The organism is uncultured Sphingomonas sp. (assembly GCF_964021865.1).
Taxonomy (GTDB): domain Bacteria; phylum Pseudomonadota; class Alphaproteobacteria; order Sphingomonadales; family Sphingomonadaceae; genus Sphingomonas.
The window spans coordinates 18,574-35,856 of sequence record NZ_CAXIAM010000022.1; the positions used below are offsets into that span (position 1 = coordinate 18,574).

The window sequence follows — 17,283 nt, forward strand, 5'->3', positions numbered from 1 at the left end:
GCGAACAGGAGATGCGACATGGCCGACGCCAACACCGATCCGAAGAAGCTGAAGCAGGACCTGTGGAAGAAGATGGCCGACAGCCCGTTCGTCATGGTTGGCCCGGCGGACGGCCATGCCCACCACGAACCGCTGACCGCGCAGCTCGACGAGGATCAGGTCGACACGCTGTTCTTCTTCATCGGCAAGACCAACCGGCTCGCCGGCGGCGGCCGCGTGATGGCGCAATATGTCTCGAAGGGGCACGACTTCTTCGCTTGCCTCGACGGCACCGCCCGGATCGACAACGATCAGGCCCAGATCGACAAGCTCTGGAATAACCAGGTCGAGGCGTGGTTTCCGGAAGGACGCAACGATCCCAACCTCGCGCTGCTGCGCGTCGACATCGACTCAGCGGAATTGTGGGAGACCGACATGTCGCTCTCGGGCCGCGTGAAGATGTTGTTTGGCGGCACGATCAAGGCCGGCGAGGAAGGCAGCCACGCCAAGGTCGAAACGACAGCCGAAAGCAGCCCCGCCTGACATGTCGGCCCTGCGCAGGCAGGGGCCAATGGCTGTGGAGAGCCGCGAAACGTCTGACACATGACCCGACTTTCATATGTCAGATCGAGCCGACGAACGAAACAGCCATGGATCCCTGCCTGCGCAGGGATGATGTAAAATGAGCCGGTCGCCACCAAAGCGACCGGCCCGTGTCCACATCAACCGTTCGCCGCCATCCATTCCTCGACGACCGGCGCGATCCGGGTGCGCCATTTCGAACCGTTGAAGATCCCGTAATGGCCTACCGCCTCGGCCATGTAATAACGCTTCTTCGCCTCCGGCAGCGCGGTCGCGATCGTCAGCGCCGCCTTGGTCTGCCCTAGCCCGCTGATGTCGTCGCGCTCGCCCTCGATCGCGAGCAGCCCGACGTCAGTGATCGCGCCCGTGTCGACCCGCCGGCCGCGGTGCATCATCTCGCCCTTAGGGAGACTATGCGACTGGAAGACCGTGTCGATCGTCTGGAGATAGAATTCCGCGGTCATATCGCAGACCGAGCGATATTCGTCGTAGAAGCGCTTGGTCGCCTCCGCGCTGTCGTCGTCGCCGGTGACGAGATGTTTGAACAGCTCGTAATGGCTCATCATGTGGTTGCCGAGGTTCATGGTCATGAACCCGGACAGTTGGAGGAAGCCCGGATAGACCTTCCGCCCCGCGCCCGGATACAGCAGCGGCACGGTCGCGATCACATTCTGCTCGAACCACGCGAACGGCCGCTCGGTTGCGAGCGTGTTGACCGCGGTCGGCGCCTGGCGCGTGTCGATCGGGCCGCCCATCATCGTCAGCGTGCGCGGCCGGCACGGGTTGCGATCGGCGCTCATCAGCGCGGTCGCGGCGAGGCATGGTACCGACGGTTGGCACACCGCCAGCATGTGCGCGCCGTGCGGCCCGTCCGCCGCCCCGTCCTGATCCGGCCCGATCGCCTCCAGGAACGCGATCAGATAGTCGATATAATCGTCGAGATCGAACCGCCCTTCGCGCGTCGGCACCAGTTTCGCGTCGCGCCAGTCGGTAATATAGACGTCGGCGACCGGCAGCATCCGTTCGACCGTGCCGCGCAGCAGCGTCGCGAAATGCCCCGACATCGGCGCGGCGATCAACAGCCGCGGCCCGCCCTCGACGCCTTCGCGGCGGAACCGCTTGAGCTGACCGAACGGGCGTTGCAGCACGATCTCCTCGACTACCGCCACCTCGCGCCCGTCGACGGTCGTCGTCTCGAACCCGAACGCCGGCTTGCCGCGCGAGGCGGAAGCATGCGCGAACACCTCCAGCGCCGACGCCATCACCGGACCGCCGCCCAGATAGGCGAACGGGTTTGACGGGTTGTTCAGCCAGTTGGCGCCCACCGTGGCCATCGCGCTGGCCGAGGCCAGCCACGAACGCTGAAATTCATAGGCGTCGTACAACATTCGCATGTTCCTTCCCCGGCCCCGCCGGTGCGACGCCTATAGCAATGTCGCCGGTCGCAGCGCGACTGCAACGATTGCAGTCCGATTTCGGGCCCGCCTGCCGCCTCGCGCCAGCGATACGTTGAGTGACCGCACGTGCGCTGCTAGGCCGCGCGCATGGCCAGCGCTTCCGACGTCGCTCCTTCCCGCCGTCTCGGCAATCTGGCGATGGTCTTCCGTCACGCCCGCACATACCCGCTGCAGATTACCGCGGCGTTTACTGCGCTGGCGGTCACCTCCGGCGCGACGATCGCGATCCCGTACAGCTTCAAACGCGTGATCGACCGCGGCTTCGCGGGCAACGGCGCGTCCGCCGAGTCCGTAGCGTCCTCGTTCCATTATATGCTGATGATCGTGGTCGTGCTCGCGCTCGGCACCGCGGTGCGCTTCTATTTCGTCGCCTGGCTGGGGGAGCGCGTCGTCGCCGATATTCGCACCGAGGTGCAGCGCCACCTGATGACGCTCAGCCCATCCTTCTACGAAACCAACCGCCCGTCCGAAATCGCCTCACGGCTCACCGCCGACACCGGGCAGATCGAAACGGTGGTCGGCAGCACGGTGTCGATCGCCCTGCGCAACTCGTTTACCGCGATTGGCGGGCTGATCTACCTGTTCGCGATCTCGCCCAAGCTCGCGGCGATGCTGCTCGCCGGCATCCCGCTCATCATCGCCCCGATCGCGCTGCTCGGGCGGCGCGTCCGCAACCTGTCGCGCACCTCGCAGGACCGGATCGCCGACGTCGGCTCGATCGTCGTCGAAACCCTGGGCGCGATGAAGATCGTCCAGGCGTTCGGGCAGGAGGCACGCGAAAGCGCGCGCTTCACCGACGCGGTCGAGGCGACGATGGCGGCGGCGCGCAAGCGCGTGGCGTTGCGCGCGATCATGACCGCGATCGTCATCGGGCTGATCTTCGGCGCAATCACGTTGGTATTGTGGGAAGGCGCCGACGACGTCGCCGCCGGGCGGCTGTCGGGCGGCGCGATCGCGGCCTTCGTGCTGACCGGCGGAATCGTCGCGGGGGCGTTCGGTGCGCTGACCGAAGTCTATGGCGATCTGCTGCGCGGCGCGGGCGCGGCGGGACGGCTGAGCGAGTTGCTCGCCGAACGCCCCGAGATCGCGCCGCCCCCGCACCCGGTCGCGCTGCCGCAGCCGCCGCAGGGCCGCGTCGCCTTCCGCAACGTCGAGTTCCGCTATCCCAGCCGCCCCGACGTCGCCGCGCTCCACGATTTCTCGCTGGCGGTCGAACCGGGCGAGACGCTGGCGGTGGTCGGGCCGTCGGGGGCGGGCAAGTCGACGCTGTTCCAGTTGCTGCAGCACTTCTACCAGCCGGCGCGCGGCGAAGTGCTGGTCGACGGCGTCGACTTGACCCTCGCCGACCCGGCTGAGGTCCGGGCGCGGATCGCGATGGTGCCGCAGGATACCGTGATCTTCGGCACCAGCGCGCGCGACAATCTCCGCTACGGCCGCTGGGATGCCGACGATGCGCAGGTGTGGGCTGCGGCGGAGGCGGCCAATGCCGCCGACTTCCTGCGCGCGCTGCCAGAGGGGCTCGACACCTTCCTCGGCGAAGGCGGTGCGCGGCTGTCGGGCGGGCAGCGCCAGCGCGTCGCGATCGCACGCGCGCTGCTGCGCGACGCCCCGATCCTGCTGCTCGACGAGGCGACCAGCGCGCTCGATGCCGAAAGCGAGCGGCTGGTGCAGGATGCACTCGAACGGCTGATGGCGACACGCACCACGATCGTCATCGCGCACCGCCTCGCCACCGTCCGCGCCGCGTCGCGCATCGTCGTGATGGACGGCGGCCGGATCGTCGAGGAGGGCAGCCACGCCGCACTCATCGGCGCGGGCGGACTCTACGCGCGGCTCGCCAGCCTGCAATTCCACGACGCTTGATCGTGGTCGCTTGACGCTCCGCGCGCGCCTCGTACGCTGCGGTCCGGGGTAGACGGACGGGGGCGAAGGATGCGGGGGATATGGGCAGCGGTCGCGCTGGCCCTGGGGGTCGCCACACCGGCGACCGCGACATGGCAGCAGGCGTCGTCACGCCATTTCGTCGTCTATTCGGACGATGCGCCCGACGAGGTGACCGAATTCGCGACGCGGCTCGAACGGTTCGACAAGGCGATGCGCGTGATGCGCGGCATGTCCGATCCGGCGTTCAGCCCGACGCAGCGCGTCAACGTCTTCGTCGTCAAAGATATCTCGGCCTTGCAGAAGCTGCTGGGCGAGCGGAACATGGCCGGGGTGTATATGCCGCGGCTGTCCGGCCCCGTCGCCTTCGTGCCGCGCAAGACCAACGACACCGGCAAGCTCGCGATGACGGCGCAGGCGGTGCTGCTCCACGAATATGCTCACCATTTCATGTTTTCGTCGTGGGGCGACCGGCCGTTCCCGGCGTGGTTCGTCGAAGGATTCGCCGAATTCAATGCGACGATGGTGTTCCAGCCAGACAGTCTGCTGATCGGCGCGCCGCCGCTCTACCGCGCCTATGGGTTGATCGACGACCAGATGCTGCCGATGCGCGATCTGCTGACGATGTCGCCCAGCGACAAACGGCTCGATCCGAACAGGATGCAGGTCTTCTACGGTCGCTCGTGGCTGCTCACCCATTACATGCTGCTCAACCCCGAACGCCGGACGCAGCTCTCCGCTTATCTGAAAGCCTTCGAGAGCGGCGGCGATCCGAAAAGCAAGGCGGCATTGCTCGGCGACCCGCGCAAGCTCGACAACGCGCTCAACAGCTATGCGCGCAAGGCGTTGCCGATGCTGGGACTGAAGATTTCGGCCCTGCCGATCGAGCCGGTGACGACGCGCGCGCTCACCCCGGGTGAGGAGGCGATCATGCCGGTCGTGCTGCGCTCGACGCGCGGCGTAAATGCCAAGACGGCACCCGCCGTTGCGATCGCCGCGCGCAAGATCGCCGCCGACTGGCCGAACGATCCCGCGGTGCAGGTCGCGCTCGCCGAGGCCGAATATGACGCAGGCGCCTATGCGGCCGCCGACGCCGCCGCGGCGCGCGCGCTCGCCGTCGATCCAAAGTCGCGCAAGGCGTTGATCTATCGTGGGATGGCGCAGGCCGGGCTGGCCGAGAAGGAGCATGTTACCGATGCGGCGCGCTGGAAGGCGGTGCGGCAATGGTTCATCATCGCCAACCATCTCGACGCCGAAGATCCGTGGCCGCTCGTCGCGCATTATCAGGCGCTGCGGAGTTCGGGCGGGCCGATGAGTCCGAATGCGGAGAAGGGCCTCGACTACGCCTTCTCGCTCGCGCCGTTCGACACCGGGCTGGCGATGCAGGTCGCCGTGATGCACGTCCGGAAGAAGGAATATGATGCCGCGGTCCCGGCGCTGCGTCGCGTCGCCTATGATCCTCACGGCGGCGCCTTGGGGACGATGGCGGGGGTGGTGCTGGCGGCGATCGACAGCAAGGACCCCACGGCGATCGACACGATCGCGGCATCGATGAACGCGAAACCGGAGGAAAGTGACGACGGAGAAAAGTAGCGTTCGACGCCGTCGGCCGCAGACCCGCCGTCAATTCAACGTCGTCCCGAGCTTGACCCGGGATCCCGCTTTTAAGCCTGCCAAGGACGCGACGAAAACGCTTACCCCGCGTGCTCGGCGAGCACCGTCAGCCCGCGCGCGTTGACCTCGGCGAAGCCGCCGCGGATCGCGATCGTCTCCGGCTGGCCACCGGGCGTCTTCTGCACCAGCACGTCGCCGTCGCGGATCGTCGACATGAAGGGCGCATGGCCCTCCAGCACCGCAAAGTCGCCATCAGTGCCCGGCACGGTCACCATGTGAACATCCTCGGAGATGAGCAGACGGGCCGGCGTGACGAGTTCGAAATGCAACATGATCTTGACCTTAACTCCCTCTCCCCTCCGGGGAGAGGTAGGGGGTGAGGGGCAGCGAGGGACGATTGCCATGCAACACGGCACCGCGTGCGTGACCGCCCCTCACCCAACCCTCTCCCCGGCGGGAAGAGGGTCAAGCGCTGGAAGCCTTATGCCTCCTTGACCATCTTCTCGGCCTTGGCGATCGCTTCGTCGATCCCGCCGACCATGTAGAAGGCCGCTTCCGGCAGGTGATCGTACTCCCCGTTCACCACCGCCTTGAAGCTGCGGATCGTGTCTTCCAGCTGGACGAACTTGCCGGGGATGTTGGTGAACACCTCGGCCACGTGGAACGGCTGGCTGAGGAAGCGCTGGATCTTGCGCGCGCGGCTGACGGTCAGCTTGTCCTCTTCGGACAGCTCATCCATCCCGAGGATCGCGATGATGTCCTGCAGCGACTTGTACTTCTGCAGCGTCGCCTGCACCGCCCGCGCGGTCTCATAGTGATCCTGCCCGACGGTGCGCGGCTCGAGCACGCGGCTGGTCGAATCGAGCGGATCGACCGCCGGATAGATGCCCAGCTCGGAGATCGCACGGTTGAGCACGGTCGTCGCGTCGAGGTGCGCGAACGACGTCGCCGGTGCCGGGTCGGTCAGATCGTCCGCGGGGACGTAGACGGCCTGCACCGAGGTGATCGAGCCCTTGTTGGTCGAGGTGATCCGCTCCTGCAGCGCGCCCATGTCGGTCGACAGCGTCGGCTGATAGCCCACCGCCGACGGGATACGGCCCAACAGCGCCGACACTTCGGCGCCCGCCTGCGTGAAGCGGAAGATGTTGTCGACGAAGAACAGCACGTCCTGCCCTTCCTGGTCGCGGAAATATTCCGCGATCGCCAGGCCTGACAGCGCGACGCGGGCACGCGCGCCCGGCGGCTCGTTCATCTGGCCGTAGACCAACGCGACCTTCGAGCCTTCGCTCACCGCATTGCCCTCGGCATCCTTGGCGATGACGCCGGCGTCGAGGAACTCGTGATACAGGTCGTTGCCCTCGCGGGTCCGCTCGCCGACGCCCGCGAACACAGAGGTGCCCCCGTGGCCCTTCGCGATGTTGTTGATCAGCTCCTGGATCAGCACGGTCTTGCCGACGCCCGCGCCGCCGAACAGGCCGATCTTACCGCCCTTCGCGTAGGGGGCCAGCAGGTCGATGACCTTGATGCCGGTGACAAGGATCGCGTTCTCGGTCGACTGGTCGACGAAGTCCGGCGCCTTGGCGTGGATCGGCGCGCGCAGGTCGGTCGCGATCGGACCGCGCTCGTCGATCGGCTCGCCGATGACGTTCATGATCCGGCCGAGCGTCGCCGGGCCGACCGGCATCAGGATCTGCGCGCCGGTGTCGGTGACGGTCTGGCCGCGGGTCAGCCCCTCGGTCGAATCCATCGCGATCGTGCGGACGGTGTTCTCGCCGAGGTGCTGCGCGACCTCGAGCACCAGCCGCTGGCCGTTGTTCTCGGTTTCCAGCGCCGACAGGATCGCGGGCAGCTGCGACGGGAAATGCACGTCGACCACCGCGCCGATCACCTGGCTGATGCGGCCGGTGTTGTTGGTCTGGCCCGTGAGATGGGTCGGGCGATCCTCTAGGACGGTGGCCATTCTCTTACCTCTTCGTCGCCCCTGCGAAGGCGGGGGTTTCTGTCTGCTTTAACATACGGCGTCCCTCTTGGAGAGAGACGGTGACGGAACTTACAGTGCCTCGGCGCCGGAAATGATCTCGACCAGCTCGGTCGTGATCGCCGCCTGGCGGGCGCGGTTGTACTGGATGCTCAACCGCTTGATCATGTCGCCGGCATTGCGGGTCGCATTGTCCATCGCGGTCATGCGGCTGCCCTGCTCCGACGCGGCATTCTCGAGAAGCGCGCGGAAGATCTGGATCGCAACGTTGCGCGGCAGCAGATCGTCGAGGATCGCTTCCTCGCTCGGCTCATATTCGACCGTCGCGTCGCCGCTCGCGGCCGGCGACTTGCCCGCCTTCAGCTCTGGGATCGCGACCGGGATGATCTGCGCGCCGATCGGCTCCTGCACCAACGCCGACTGGAAGCGCGCGTAGAAAAGATGCGCAACGTCGAACTCACCGGCCTTGAAGCGCGCGATCAGATCGTCGGCGATCTCCTTGGCGGCGTCGAAGCTCGCGGTCTTCATGTCCGACAGGTCATGATCGGCGACGATCCCGGTCGGGTAGAAGCGCTTCATCACGCGCCCCTTCTTGCCCGCGATATAGAAGCGCACGGTCTTGCCCGCGGCCTCCAGCTCCTCGGCCTTGCGGCGCGCGGCCCGGACGATGTTGGTGTTGAACGCGCCCGCCAGACCCCGCTCAGAGGTCGCGACGACCAGCAGATGCACCTGTTCCTTGCCGGTGCCCGCCAGCAGCGGGGACGCACCGACGCCAACCGTCCGTGCCAGGCTGGCGACGACGCCCTCCAGCCGCTCGGCATAGGGACGCCCCGCGACCGCCGCCTCCTGCGCCCGGCGCAGCTTGGCGGCGGCGACCATCTTCATCGCCTTGGTGATCTTCTGCGTCGACTTCACAGAGCCGATGCGGATCTTGAGGGCCTTCAAACTCGCCATGTCTTAACCTTGCTTGGCCCTGACGGCGCTCCAGTTGAACAGGAACGTCCGCGCCTCCGCCCATGTCTGTCCCTGGACGGTATCGCCGACCAGACATGCCGCGGTGTGATAGGGACCGCGATCGTCGTGCGTGCGGAAGCTGACGCAGGTCCGCCCGCGTGCCGTCTTCCACCGCCCGGCGTCGATCGGACTTTGGTAGAACAGCCCGCTGACCGTCCCGTCGTCCGCCAGCACCAGCGTCATCGGTCGGGTATAAGGCTCACCCGGCTTGACCGACAAGTCCACCGTCCAGTCGCCGGCCAACGCCGCGCGACCAGGATCGGCGGCCGGCGTCGCGGCCAGCAGGGCAAGCGCTGCGATCACGCGAACGTCTTCGCGAACTGCCCGAGCGCGTCCTTCAGCTTGGCCTCGGTGTCCTTGCCCAGCTCGCGGCTGTCGCGGATCGCGGTCAGCACGTCGGCGTGGTCGGCGCGCATATAGCTGAGCATCGCCGCTTCGTAGCGGTTGACGTCGGCGACCGGCACCGTGTCGATGAAGCCGTTGGTGCCCGCGTAGATCGAAACCGTCTGCTCCTCGAACGGCATCGGGCTGAACTGCGGCTGCTTGAGCAGCTCGGTCAGCCGCGCGCCGCGGTTCAGCAGCTTCTGCGTCGAGGCATCAAGGTCCGAGCCGAACTGCGCGAAGGCCGCCATCTCGCGATATTGCGCCAGCTCCAGCTTGATCGAGCCCGACACCTTCTTCATCGCCTTGGTCTGCGCGGCGCCGCCGACACGGCTGACCGACAGGCCGACGTTGATCGCCGGGCGGATGCCCGCGAAGAAAAGGTCGGTCTCGAGGAAGATCTGGCCGTCGGTGATCGAGATCACGTTGGTTGGAATGTACGCCGACACGTCGCCCGCCTGCGTCTCGATGATCGGCAGCGCGGTCAGCGAGCCTGAGCCGTTCGCCTCGTTCATCTTCGCCGCACGCTCCAGCAGGCGCGAGTGGAGATAGAAGACGTCGCCCGGATAGGCTTCGCGGCCCGGCGGACGGCGCAGCAGCAGCGACATCTGGCGATAGGCGACCGCCTGCTTCGACAGATCGTCGAACACGATGACCGCGTGCATCCCATTGTCACGGAAATATTCGCCCATCGCGGTGCCGGTGTACGGCGCGAGGAACTGGAGCGGCGCGGGGTCCGACGCGGTCGCGGCGACGACGATGGAATATTCCATCGCGCCATTCTCTTCGAGCGTGCGGACGAGCTGCGCCACGGTCGACCGCTTCTGCCCGACCGCGACATAGACGCAGTAGAGCTTCTTCGATTCGTCGGAGCCGGCGTTCGCCTGCTTCTGGTTGATGAAGGTGTCGATCGCGATCGCCGACTTGCCGGTCTGGCGGTCGCCGATGATCAGCTCGCGTTGGCCACGGCCGACCGGCACCAGCGCGTCGATCGCCTTCAGCCCGGTCTGCACCGGCTCGTGCACCGACTTGCGCGGGATGATGCCCGGCGCCTTGACCTCGACGCGGCTGCGCTGCTCCGACGCGATCGGGCCCTTGCCGTCGATCGGGTTGCCGAGCCCGTCGACCACGCGGCCGAGCAGCCCCTTGCCGACCGGCACGTCAACGATGGTGCCGGTGCGCTTGACGGTATCGCCTTCGCGAATCTCGGCGTCCGAGCCGAAGATCACGACGCCGACATTGTCGGCCTCCAGGTTGAGCGCCATCCCCTGCACGCCATTGGCGAACTCGACCATCTCGCCCGCCTGAACGTTGTCGAGCCCGTAGATGCGCGCGATGCCGTCACCGACGCTGAGCACCTGCCCGGTTTCCGAAACCTGCGCCTCGGTGCCGAAATTGGCGATCTGGTCCTTGATGACGCGGGAGATTTCTGCGGCGCGAATGTCCATCAACTCAGCCTTTCATCGCGCTGGCAAGCGCATTCAAACGGGTGCGGATCGACGAATCGATCATCTGGGAACCGATGCGGACGACCAGGCCGCCCAGGATCTGCGGATCGACCGCCAAGTCGACCGTCACCTCGCGGCCGACGCGACGGCGGAGCTGTTGCTTCAGCTCGTCGATCTGCTCGGGGGTCAACGGGTGCGCACTGATGACCTCGGCGGTGGTCTCGCCGCGATGCTGCGCGGCCATCGCGCGGAACGCGCGAATGATCTTCGGCAGCGCCGACAGGCGGCGGTTCTCCGCCAGCACGCCGAGAAAGCTGCGCGTCGTGGCGTCGAGCCCCAGCTCGTCGGCGGTGGCGAGCACCGCCTTCACCGCCTGCCCGCGCGCGATCACCGGCGATGCCGCCAGTTCCGCGAAATCGCGCGACGCGGCCAGCGCATCGCGCACTGCCGTGAGACTTTCCTCGACGCGATCGACCGCACGGGCCTCCACCGCCAGATCGAACAGCGCACTCGCATACCGACCGCCGAGGCCGGCCTGGATGCTGCTGCCCTGATTACCGCTGGAACTCTCCACGCGATCCACTTTCCTCGTCATGACCCAAGGGTGCCCACCCATGCGAACGGATGGCGCAACGAAGCGCCCCGCATTGGGTACGGCGCGCGTAGCAAAGGGGGAACCGCGATGCAACCGGAGTGAAATCTTGGTGATGTCACGCGCGCGTTTGGGCGCAAGCTGCGGGATGCGACGCGCGCGCCGCTGGCGTAGACCGGCGGGCATGAGCGCGACGATCGACTCCGACACTGCCTGGGATGCCTTCGCCCGCCGCGATCGCGCCTTCGACGGCCGCTTCGTGGTCGCGGTGCACAGTACGCATATCTATTGCAAGCCGAGCTGCGCCGCGCGCCGCCCGCGCCGCGAGAATGTCGCCTTCCTCCCTGACTCCGCCGCGGCGCGTGCGGCCGGCTATCGCCCGTGCCGACGCTGTTTGCCCGATTCGGTCGCCCGCGATCGACAGGCGGTGATCGCCGCCGCAACGCTGCTCGGCGGTGACGCGCCACCCCCGCTGGCCGCGCTGGCGGCGGCGGTCGGGTATGCGCCGCACCATTTCCATCGGCTCTTCCACCGGCTGACCGGCGTCACCCCCGCCGCCTTTGCGCGAACATGCCGTGCCGATCGGGTGCTGACGGCACTGCGCGAGACGGAAAGCGTCACCACCGCCATCTACGCGGCAGGATATGCCGCGCCCAGTCGCTTCTATGCCGATGCCGCGCGGCTTGGGATGACGCCACAGGCGGCGACGGCCGGCGGCGCGGGCGAGACGCTCCGCTGGATTCGCCTCGTCACCCCACCCGGGCAGCTGCTGCTCGCTGCGACCATGCGCGGCTGGTGTCGGTTCGCCTTCGACGAGGACAGGGCCGGGTTACACGCCGCCTTTCCAGTGGCGACGCTGCTGCCCGGCGACCCGGCGTTGCGCTTGGAGGCAGAAGCGCTGGTAGCACGAGCGGCTGCGGTGGCGGTGGACGCCTCGCTGCCCCGGCCGCTGCGCCGCACGGCGTTCCGTACCCTGCTCCACCAGCGCGCAACTTCGATTGGTTAGCCAATTCGAAAGGCTTGCACGGTAGCGATCGTCCTCAAGCCAATTCGAGGACGATAAGGGTCGATGAACGCGTTCGGACGCCGCAACGGCGGCATGGGTGGCAGCGGTAACGGCGGCGGGCTGCGCGGCGGCTTCGGCATCGCACGCCCGATGCACGTCCCGCCCGGCGCTCCCCGCGACGACCAGCCGGTCGAAACCGCCGCGCCCCACGATGCGATGGCGGCGCTCGACCCGCTGACCCCGCCCGGGCAGGCCGACGCGATGCAGCGGCTGTCGGATCGCCAAAATGCGACCGCCGATGCGGGCGCCAGCCGCATGGAAGGCTTCGAGGCGTCGATCCACAAGATCAAGGAGCAGGTGCTCCCGCGCCTGCTGGAGCGGGTCGACCCCGAGGCGGCAGCGACGCTCGGCAAGGAAGATCTGGCCGAGGAATTCCGGCCGATCATCGGCGAGGTGCTCGCCGAGCTGAAGCTGACGCTCAATCGCCGCGAACAATTCGCGCTCGAAAAGGTGCTGGTCGACGAATTGCTCGGGCTCGGCCCGCTCGAGGAACTGCTCGCCGATCCGGAGATCAGCGACATCATGGTCAACGGCCCCGACCAGACCTTCGTCGAGCGCAAGGGCAAGTTGGAGCTGGCGCAGATCCAGTTCCGCGACGAGGAGCATCTGTTCCAGATCGCGCAGCGCATCTGCAACTCGGTCGGCCGCCGTGTCGACCAGACCACGCCGCTCGCCGACGCGCGTCTGAAGGACGGTAGCCGTGTCAACGTGATCGTGCCACCGCTCTCGCTGCGTGGCACCGCAATCTCGATCCGCAAATTCTCCGCCAAGCCGATCACGCTCGACATGATGGCGGGGTTCGGCAGCATGAGCACGAAGATGGCGACTGCGCTCAAGGTCGCGGGCGCATCGCGGTTCAACATCGTGATTTCGGGCGGCACCGGCTCGGGCAAGACGACGATGCTCAACGCTTTGTCGAAGATGATCGACCCGGGCGAACGCGTGCTGACGATCGAGGACGCTGCCGAGTTGCGCCTGCAACAGCCGCACTGGCTGCCGCTCGAAACGCGCCCCGCCAATCTCGAGGGTCAGGGCGAGATCAGCATCCGCGATCTCGTCAAGAACGCACTGCGCATGCGCCCGGACCGTATCATCCTGGGCGAAATCCGTGGTGCGGAGTGTTTCGACATGCTGGCGGCGATGAACACCGGCCACGACGGCTCGATGTGTACGCTCCACTCCAACTCCCCGCGTGAGGCGCTGGCGCGGATGGAGAATATGGTGATGATGTCGGACATCAAGGTACCCAAGGAAGCGATCAGCCGCCAGATCGCGGACAGCGTCGACATGATCATCCAGGTCAAGCGCCTGCGCGACGGCAGCCGCCGCGTCACCAACGTCACCGAGGTGATCGGAATGGAAGGTCCGGTGATCGTCACGCAGGAATTGTTCAAGTTCGAATATCTCGACGAAAGCGCCGACGGAAAGATCATCGGCGAATACCGCTCGATGGGCTTGCGCCCGTACACGATCGACAAGGCCAAGCAGTTCGGCTTCGACCAGGCGTATCTGGAGGCGTGCCTGTAAAGGCGCGCTACGCCGCTTATCGTTGTCCACATCCGTCATTCCCGCGAAGGTGGGGATCCCAAACCTCTGATGTCGCGCGTCTATCGAAGAACCCGCGCGTCTGCATCCCCGCCTCCGCGGGACGACGGGATCGGGCAACGCCACCCGACCCGTGACACGCCCGCACGATCCGCTACACCACCCGCGTGCCGCTCCTGTCGCTCCTCGCCGTCGCGCTCGCCGCCGCACCGCTACCCGAGCCCCGCGCCGCTTGGGTCGGGCGGTCGACGCTCGCCCCCGATGCCGAGGGTCGCTGGATCCCGTTTGACCTGACGCCCGGCAACCAGATCCGCTTCACGATGGCGGTCGACGGACGTCCGGTCACCGCAATCCTCGATACCGGCGTCAGCTATTCGGTGCTCGCCCGCCGCTTCGCCGAGGCGTACCGCCTGCCCGTCCACGCCGAGGGCCGCGCGACCGTGATCGGCGGCAGCGTCGCGATCGGCCGCGTCGAGACCCGCACGATCGCGATCGGCGCGGTGACGCGGCGCGGCGGCAGCCTCGCGGTGGCCGATCTTCCCGCCGCCGCGACCGGCAGCGCGCTGGCGGTCGACCTGCTCGTCGGGCGCGATCTCACCGCGGCCTATGCACTCGACATCGACTATCAGGCGCGCCGCTTCCGGTTGTTGCGCAGCGGCAGCCGTCCGTTCGCGGGCGTCACCGCGCCGCTATCGATTGCGCCCGACCGGATGGTGTATGTCAGCGCGATCGGCGCGGCAGGCGCGACGCTGGCGCCGATGGTGGTCGACACCGGCGACGGATCCGCGATCACGCTCGGCCCGGCGGCGTGGGCGACCGCACGCGTCGCCGCCGGTCCGGTGACCACCACCGTTTCGTTCGGGCTCGCCGGCGCGGTGGTCAGCGACATGGCGATCGTCCCTGCGCTGCGGATCGGCGACGCGGTCGCGCGCGACGTCGAGGTGCGGGTCGAGCCGGCCGGCGGCTTCTCCGACACGATCGGGGTCGCGGGCCGGATCGGCTCGGGGTTCCTCCAGCGTTACCGCGTGCTGCTCGATCCCGCCGCGGGTCAGATGCTGCTTGGCCCCACCCCGCGGTCCGACACGCCGACGCTGCGTTCGACCAGCGGGCTGCTGCTCGCGCTGACGGGCGAGCGGCTGCGCGTCCTGCATGTGATGCGCGGCGGTCCGGCCGCCGCCGCCGGCTGGCAGGAGGGCGACACGATCTGCGCCGTCGATGGCACGCGCGTCGGCCCGTCTTACGCGCGCAGCGCGCTGGCGGCCTGGCCCGCGGGCGCCGTAGGCCGCATGGTCACGCTCGAGGATTGCGATGGCCGGCGGCGCACGCTGACCCTGAAGCATTTCTACTGACCGGAATCGCGCGGTGCACGGTATCGCAGGCCCTGATCGATCGTTAGCACCGTTGGACGATCGAAAAGGGGCCCAATGCCGCAGTTCACCATCATCTTCGCCGGACGTGAGTCCGAACGGGCTACGATCGAGTGCGTCGATCTGCCAGCGGCCCGAAACGAGGCCGTGCAGCGCCTGGGTCGCTATCTCATCGATCATCCCCGTTACGCCGAGGAAGGCCATTGGCGCGTAACGGTCGAGGATGAAATGGGCCGGGCCGCGGCGATCGTGATCGTCGCCACCGTCACGCCGCGCCACGCCGGCCTTCCGGCGTAGCGTTACGCCCGCGTCTAGTGCGGCCGGTCGACGATGCGGGAATCGCTCATCCGCTGCTGCCCCAGAGCACGCGCGGCGCTGCGGACCAGTTTCTCGCTCAGCCGCATCGCTGCCTCAGCGGTCAGGTTATAGCTCGCGCCGCAGCGGGACAGGACGGTCACCACGCCGTCGTCGGCGGTGACGTTCGGCGCCATTGTACATATGTCTGGCTTCATGCTTCCACCTGTAGTCGCCAAGCGTTGTGACGGGTGAAGGCCGCCGAGCGGTACCAAGCGAAATCCCACGGGGAACGGCGCGGCATTCGTCGCGACACCAGCCTTCGACTGCGAGGACAACCCGGCGCGGACGCGGTAGTTCCCGCTTCCGCCTCAAGCCTTTAGTGCGATCCAGCCCGTGATCGCGGCGACGATCAGCGCGATCACCTGCACCAGCGTCCAATCCACCCAGCCGACCGCATCGGGGTTCGCGCGCCGCCGCCGCCGATGCTCGCGCCATCCCGCGAGCACCGCGACGCCGACCGCCGCTGCCGCGATCACGCACAGCAGCCCTTGCGCATCGCTCATCGCCGCGTCAGCTTCCCGGCCATCCAAAAGTGGAGAGGTTCTCGTCCATGCATCGTCTCGCTCCCGTCCTGCTGCTCGCCCTGCCCGCCACCGTGGCCGCCGCCCCGCGCCCGCCCGCGCCGATCGCGGCGGCGGTGGCGGCGCCGACCCGCACCCCCGCCAATATCGCGCGCGACCGCTATCGCCACCCTGCCGAAACGCTCGCCTTCTTCGGGGTAAAGCCGACCGATACCGTCGTCGAGGTCTGGCCGGGCGCGGGCTGGTACACCGAAATCCTTGCGCCACTCACCGCCGCGCGCGGACATTATTATGTCGCGGGGCCGTGGGAGAAGGGGCTGAACGCGGTCCGCACGCTCCAGGCTAAGGATGCTGCGACCTATGGCAAGGTCCAGTTCGCCGCGCTGCCCGCGCAGGCCGGACAGCCGACCGTGCCGGAGGGCAGCGCCGATGTCGTGCTCACCTTCCGCAACGTCCACAACTGGCGGTTCGGCGGCGAGGATCAGGCGCGGCAGATGTTCGCGGCGATGTACCGGATGCTCAAGCCCGGCGGCACGCTCGGTGTCGTCGAACACCGCCTGCCCGAATCACGCGATGCCGCCGCCGAGGAGAAGAGCGGTTACATGAAGCCGAGCAGCGTGATCGGCTTCGCGACCGCGGCCGGGTTCAAGCTGGCGGGCAAGTCGGAGGTGAACGCCAATCCGAAGGACACTGCCGACTGGGCCGGCGGAGTCTGGACGCTGCCGCCCAGCTTTGCGCTCAAGGACGTCGATCGCGCCAAATACGCCGCGATCGGCGAGAGCGACCGGATGACGCTCAAATTCGTCAAGCCCAAGTAAGCACCGGCGCCCCGGACGTGATCCGGGGTCCCGTCCATACTCCGCTTGTGCTGAGCGTGTCAAAGCACAGGGCGCACGGCGAAGACGCGAATCCCCTCGCGCTTACTCCCCGAGCTTGTCGACCTTGTCGCGCAGGTGCGCCAGTTCGGCCTTCAGCGCCGCGATCTCGCTGTCCTTGCCCGCCGTGGTCGCTGCGGGGGCCGGCGCCACCGGGGGCTTGAACGCCTGCGCCGCGGCCTCGAACATTTCCAGATTGCGCTTGGCGATCTCTGCGAACGGCGATCCCGCGAACGCGCCTTCGACCGCGGTCTTGAACTGCGCCTGATTGCGGCGGAAGCTGTCCATCGACGCATCGAGATAATCGGGGACCATCGCCTGCATCGAATCGCCATACAACGCGATCAACTGGCGCAGGAAATTGACCGGCAGCATCGTCTGCCCGCGGCTTTCCGCTTCCATGATGATCTGCGTGAGGACGTTGTGGGTGATGTCCTCGTCGGTCTTGGCGTCGACCACCTTGAACTCGCGACCGTCGCGCGTCATCGCCGCAAGATGTTCGAGCGTGATGTAGGAGGAGCTTTCGGTATTGTAGAGCCGGCGGTTGGCGTACTTCTTGATGACGACCACCCCGTCGGTACCATGCTGCTTCTTCATCGCGCGAGATCCCTGTGACCGAACACGTT

The 17,283-nt window shown here is 67.4% G+C and carries 18 protein-coding genes; 8 read left to right on the forward strand and 10 right to left on the reverse strand.

Annotated elements, in window-relative coordinates; translation table 11 throughout:
- Positions 1–18 precede the first annotated feature (18 nt).
- A complete protein-coding gene (locus tag AADI75_RS08000) occupies positions 19–522 on the forward strand; it encodes a pyridoxamine 5'-phosphate oxidase family protein (protein ID WP_341208509.1) in 504 nt (167 codons plus the stop codon).
- Positions 523–701: 179 nt separating this feature from the next.
- Here the strand turns inward: AADI75_RS08000 and phaZ are convergent, their stop codons facing one another.
- Positions 702–1,949, reverse strand: a complete 1,248-nt coding sequence (phaZ, locus tag AADI75_RS08005) for a polyhydroxyalkanoate depolymerase (protein WP_341208510.1) — start codon at positions 1,947–1,949, stop codon at positions 702–704.
- 156 nt (positions 1,950–2,105) lie between these two features.
- Between phaZ and AADI75_RS08010 the strand changes: the two genes are divergently transcribed.
- Positions 2,106–3,881 carry an ABC transporter transmembrane domain-containing protein gene (locus AADI75_RS08010; RefSeq protein WP_341208511.1) on the forward strand — a complete coding sequence of 592 codons (1,776 nt, stop codon included), beginning with the start codon at positions 2,106–2,108 and terminating at the stop codon, positions 3,879–3,881.
- Between the two features lie 69 nt (positions 3,882–3,950).
- Positions 3,951–5,492 carry a hypothetical protein gene (locus tag AADI75_RS08015; RefSeq protein WP_341208512.1) on the forward strand — a complete coding sequence of 514 codons (1,542 nt, stop codon included), beginning with the start codon at positions 3,951–3,953 and terminating at the stop codon, positions 5,490–5,492.
- A gap of 101 nt (positions 5,493–5,593) precedes the next feature.
- Here the strand turns inward: AADI75_RS08015 and AADI75_RS08020 are convergent, their stop codons facing one another.
- The 6 genes from AADI75_RS08020 to AADI75_RS08045 form a co-directional block, all read right to left on the reverse strand.
- Entirely contained in the window at positions 5,594–5,848 is a 255-nt protein-coding gene (locus AADI75_RS08020) for an ATP synthase F1 subunit epsilon (protein WP_341208542.1), read from the reverse strand.
- Positions 5,849–5,994: 146 nt separating this feature from the next.
- Positions 5,995–7,473 carry a F0F1 ATP synthase subunit beta gene (atpD, locus tag AADI75_RS08025; RefSeq protein ID WP_341208513.1) on the reverse strand — a complete coding sequence of 493 codons (1,479 nt, stop codon included), beginning with the start codon at positions 7,471–7,473 and terminating at the stop codon, positions 5,995–5,997.
- A gap of 90 nt (positions 7,474–7,563) precedes the next feature.
- Complete coding sequence (locus AADI75_RS08030; protein WP_341208514.1) at positions 7,564–8,445, reverse strand: F0F1 ATP synthase subunit gamma; 882 nt, start codon at positions 8,443–8,445, stop codon at positions 7,564–7,566.
- Between the two features lie 3 nt (positions 8,446–8,448).
- Positions 8,449–8,808, reverse strand: a complete 360-nt coding sequence (locus AADI75_RS08035; protein ID WP_341208515.1) for a hypothetical protein — start codon at positions 8,806–8,808, stop codon at positions 8,449–8,451.
- Positions 8,805–10,334 carry a F0F1 ATP synthase subunit alpha gene (gene atpA, locus AADI75_RS08040; RefSeq protein ID WP_341208516.1) on the reverse strand — a complete coding sequence of 510 codons (1,530 nt, stop codon included), beginning with the start codon at positions 10,332–10,334 and terminating at the stop codon, positions 8,805–8,807. The genes AADI75_RS08035 and atpA overlap by 4 nt, the downstream gene beginning before the upstream one ends.
- A gap of 4 nt (positions 10,335–10,338) precedes the next feature.
- Positions 10,339–10,929 carry a F0F1 ATP synthase subunit delta gene (locus AADI75_RS08045; RefSeq protein WP_341208517.1) on the reverse strand — a complete coding sequence of 197 codons (591 nt, stop codon included), beginning with the start codon at positions 10,927–10,929 and terminating at the stop codon, positions 10,339–10,341.
- A gap of 181 nt (positions 10,930–11,110) precedes the next feature.
- On the opposite strand from AADI75_RS08045, the gene AADI75_RS08050 reads away from it, so the two are divergent.
- The 4 genes from AADI75_RS08050 to AADI75_RS08065 all read left to right on the forward strand — a co-directional run bounded on the left by AADI75_RS08050 (position 11,111) and on the right by AADI75_RS08065 (position 15,201).
- Positions 11,111–11,932, forward strand: coding sequence for an Ada metal-binding domain-containing protein (locus AADI75_RS08050; RefSeq protein ID WP_341208518.1), 822 nt, complete (start codon positions 11,111–11,113; stop codon positions 11,930–11,932).
- Between the two features lie 63 nt (positions 11,933–11,995).
- On the forward strand, positions 11,996–13,519 hold the full coding sequence (locus AADI75_RS08055) for a CpaF family protein (RefSeq protein WP_341208519.1): 1,524 nt from the start codon (positions 11,996–11,998) through the stop codon (positions 13,517–13,519).
- A gap of 185 nt (positions 13,520–13,704) precedes the next feature.
- A complete protein-coding gene (locus tag AADI75_RS08060; protein ID WP_341208520.1) occupies positions 13,705–14,886 on the forward strand; it encodes an aspartyl protease family protein in 1,182 nt (393 codons plus the stop codon).
- A gap of 75 nt (positions 14,887–14,961) precedes the next feature.
- Positions 14,962–15,201, forward strand: coding sequence for a hypothetical protein (locus AADI75_RS08065; protein ID WP_341208521.1), 240 nt, complete (start codon positions 14,962–14,964; stop codon positions 15,199–15,201).
- Between the two features lie 14 nt (positions 15,202–15,215).
- Here the strand turns inward: AADI75_RS08065 and AADI75_RS08070 are convergent, their stop codons facing one another.
- Positions 15,216–15,416, reverse strand: a complete 201-nt coding sequence (locus tag AADI75_RS08070; RefSeq protein WP_341208522.1) for a hypothetical protein — start codon at positions 15,414–15,416, stop codon at positions 15,216–15,218.
- A 153-nt stretch (positions 15,417–15,569) separates the two neighbouring features.
- Complete coding sequence (locus tag AADI75_RS08075) at positions 15,570–15,764, reverse strand: hypothetical protein (RefSeq protein WP_341208523.1); 195 nt, start codon at positions 15,762–15,764, stop codon at positions 15,570–15,572.
- A gap of 47 nt (positions 15,765–15,811) precedes the next feature.
- Between AADI75_RS08075 and AADI75_RS08080 the strand changes: the two genes are divergently transcribed.
- Positions 15,812–16,600: a methyltransferase domain-containing protein gene (locus tag AADI75_RS08080; RefSeq protein ID WP_341208524.1), complete on the forward strand. Its 789-nt coding sequence runs from the start codon at positions 15,812–15,814 to the stop codon at positions 16,598–16,600.
- Between the two features lie 102 nt (positions 16,601–16,702).
- On the opposite strand, the gene phaR is transcribed toward AADI75_RS08080, so the two are convergent.
- Entirely contained in the window at positions 16,703–17,254 is a 552-nt protein-coding gene (phaR, locus tag AADI75_RS08085; RefSeq protein ID WP_341208525.1) for a polyhydroxyalkanoate synthesis repressor PhaR, read from the reverse strand.
- Positions 17,255–17,283: the final 29 nt, after the last annotated feature.

What these genes read in the sequence shown, in the direction of transcription:
- AADI75_RS08080 (WP_341208524.1), top strand. Translation starts at nt 15,812, where the DNA reads ATGCATCGTCTCGCTCCCGTCCTGCTGCTCGCCCTGCCCGCCACCGTG.
- AADI75_RS08030 (WP_341208514.1), bottom strand. Translation starts at nt 8,445, where the DNA reads ATGGCGAGTTTGAAGGCCCTCAAGATCCGCATCGGCTCTGTGAAGTCG.
- AADI75_RS08050 (WP_341208518.1), top strand. Translation starts at nt 11,111, where the DNA reads ATGAGCGCGACGATCGACTCCGACACTGCCTGGGATGCCTTCGCCCGC.
- AADI75_RS08075 (WP_341208523.1), bottom strand. Translation starts at nt 15,764, where the DNA reads ATGAGCGATGCGCAAGGGCTGCTGTGCGTGATCGCGGCAGCGGCGGTC.
- AADI75_RS08000 (WP_341208509.1), top strand. Translation starts at nt 19, where the DNA reads ATGGCCGACGCCAACACCGATCCGAAGAAGCTGAAGCAGGACCTGTGG.
- AADI75_RS08070 (WP_341208522.1), bottom strand. Translation starts at nt 15,416, where the DNA reads ATGAAGCCAGACATATGTACAATGGCGCCGAACGTCACCGCCGACGAC.
- AADI75_RS08065 (WP_341208521.1), top strand. Translation starts at nt 14,962, where the DNA reads ATGCCGCAGTTCACCATCATCTTCGCCGGACGTGAGTCCGAACGGGCT.
- AADI75_RS08015 (WP_341208512.1), top strand. Translation starts at nt 3,951, where the DNA reads ATGCGGGGGATATGGGCAGCGGTCGCGCTGGCCCTGGGGGTCGCCACA.
- AADI75_RS08045 (WP_341208517.1), bottom strand. Translation starts at nt 10,929, where the DNA reads ATGACGAGGAAAGTGGATCGCGTGGAGAGTTCCAGCGGTAATCAGGGC.
- AADI75_RS08010 (WP_341208511.1), top strand. Translation starts at nt 2,106, where the DNA reads ATGGCCAGCGCTTCCGACGTCGCTCCTTCCCGCCGTCTCGGCAATCTG.
- phaR (WP_341208525.1), bottom strand. Translation starts at nt 17,254, where the DNA reads ATGAAGAAGCAGCATGGTACCGACGGGGTGGTCGTCATCAAGAAGTAC.
- atpD (WP_341208513.1), bottom strand. Translation starts at nt 7,473, where the DNA reads ATGGCCACCGTCCTAGAGGATCGCCCGACCCATCTCACGGGCCAGACC.
- atpA (WP_341208516.1), bottom strand. Translation starts at nt 10,334, where the DNA reads ATGGACATTCGCGCCGCAGAAATCTCCCGCGTCATCAAGGACCAGATC.
- AADI75_RS08055 (WP_341208519.1), top strand. Translation starts at nt 11,996, where the DNA reads ATGAACGCGTTCGGACGCCGCAACGGCGGCATGGGTGGCAGCGGTAAC.
- phaZ (WP_341208510.1), bottom strand. Translation starts at nt 1,949, where the DNA reads ATGTTGTACGACGCCTATGAATTTCAGCGTTCGTGGCTGGCCTCGGCC.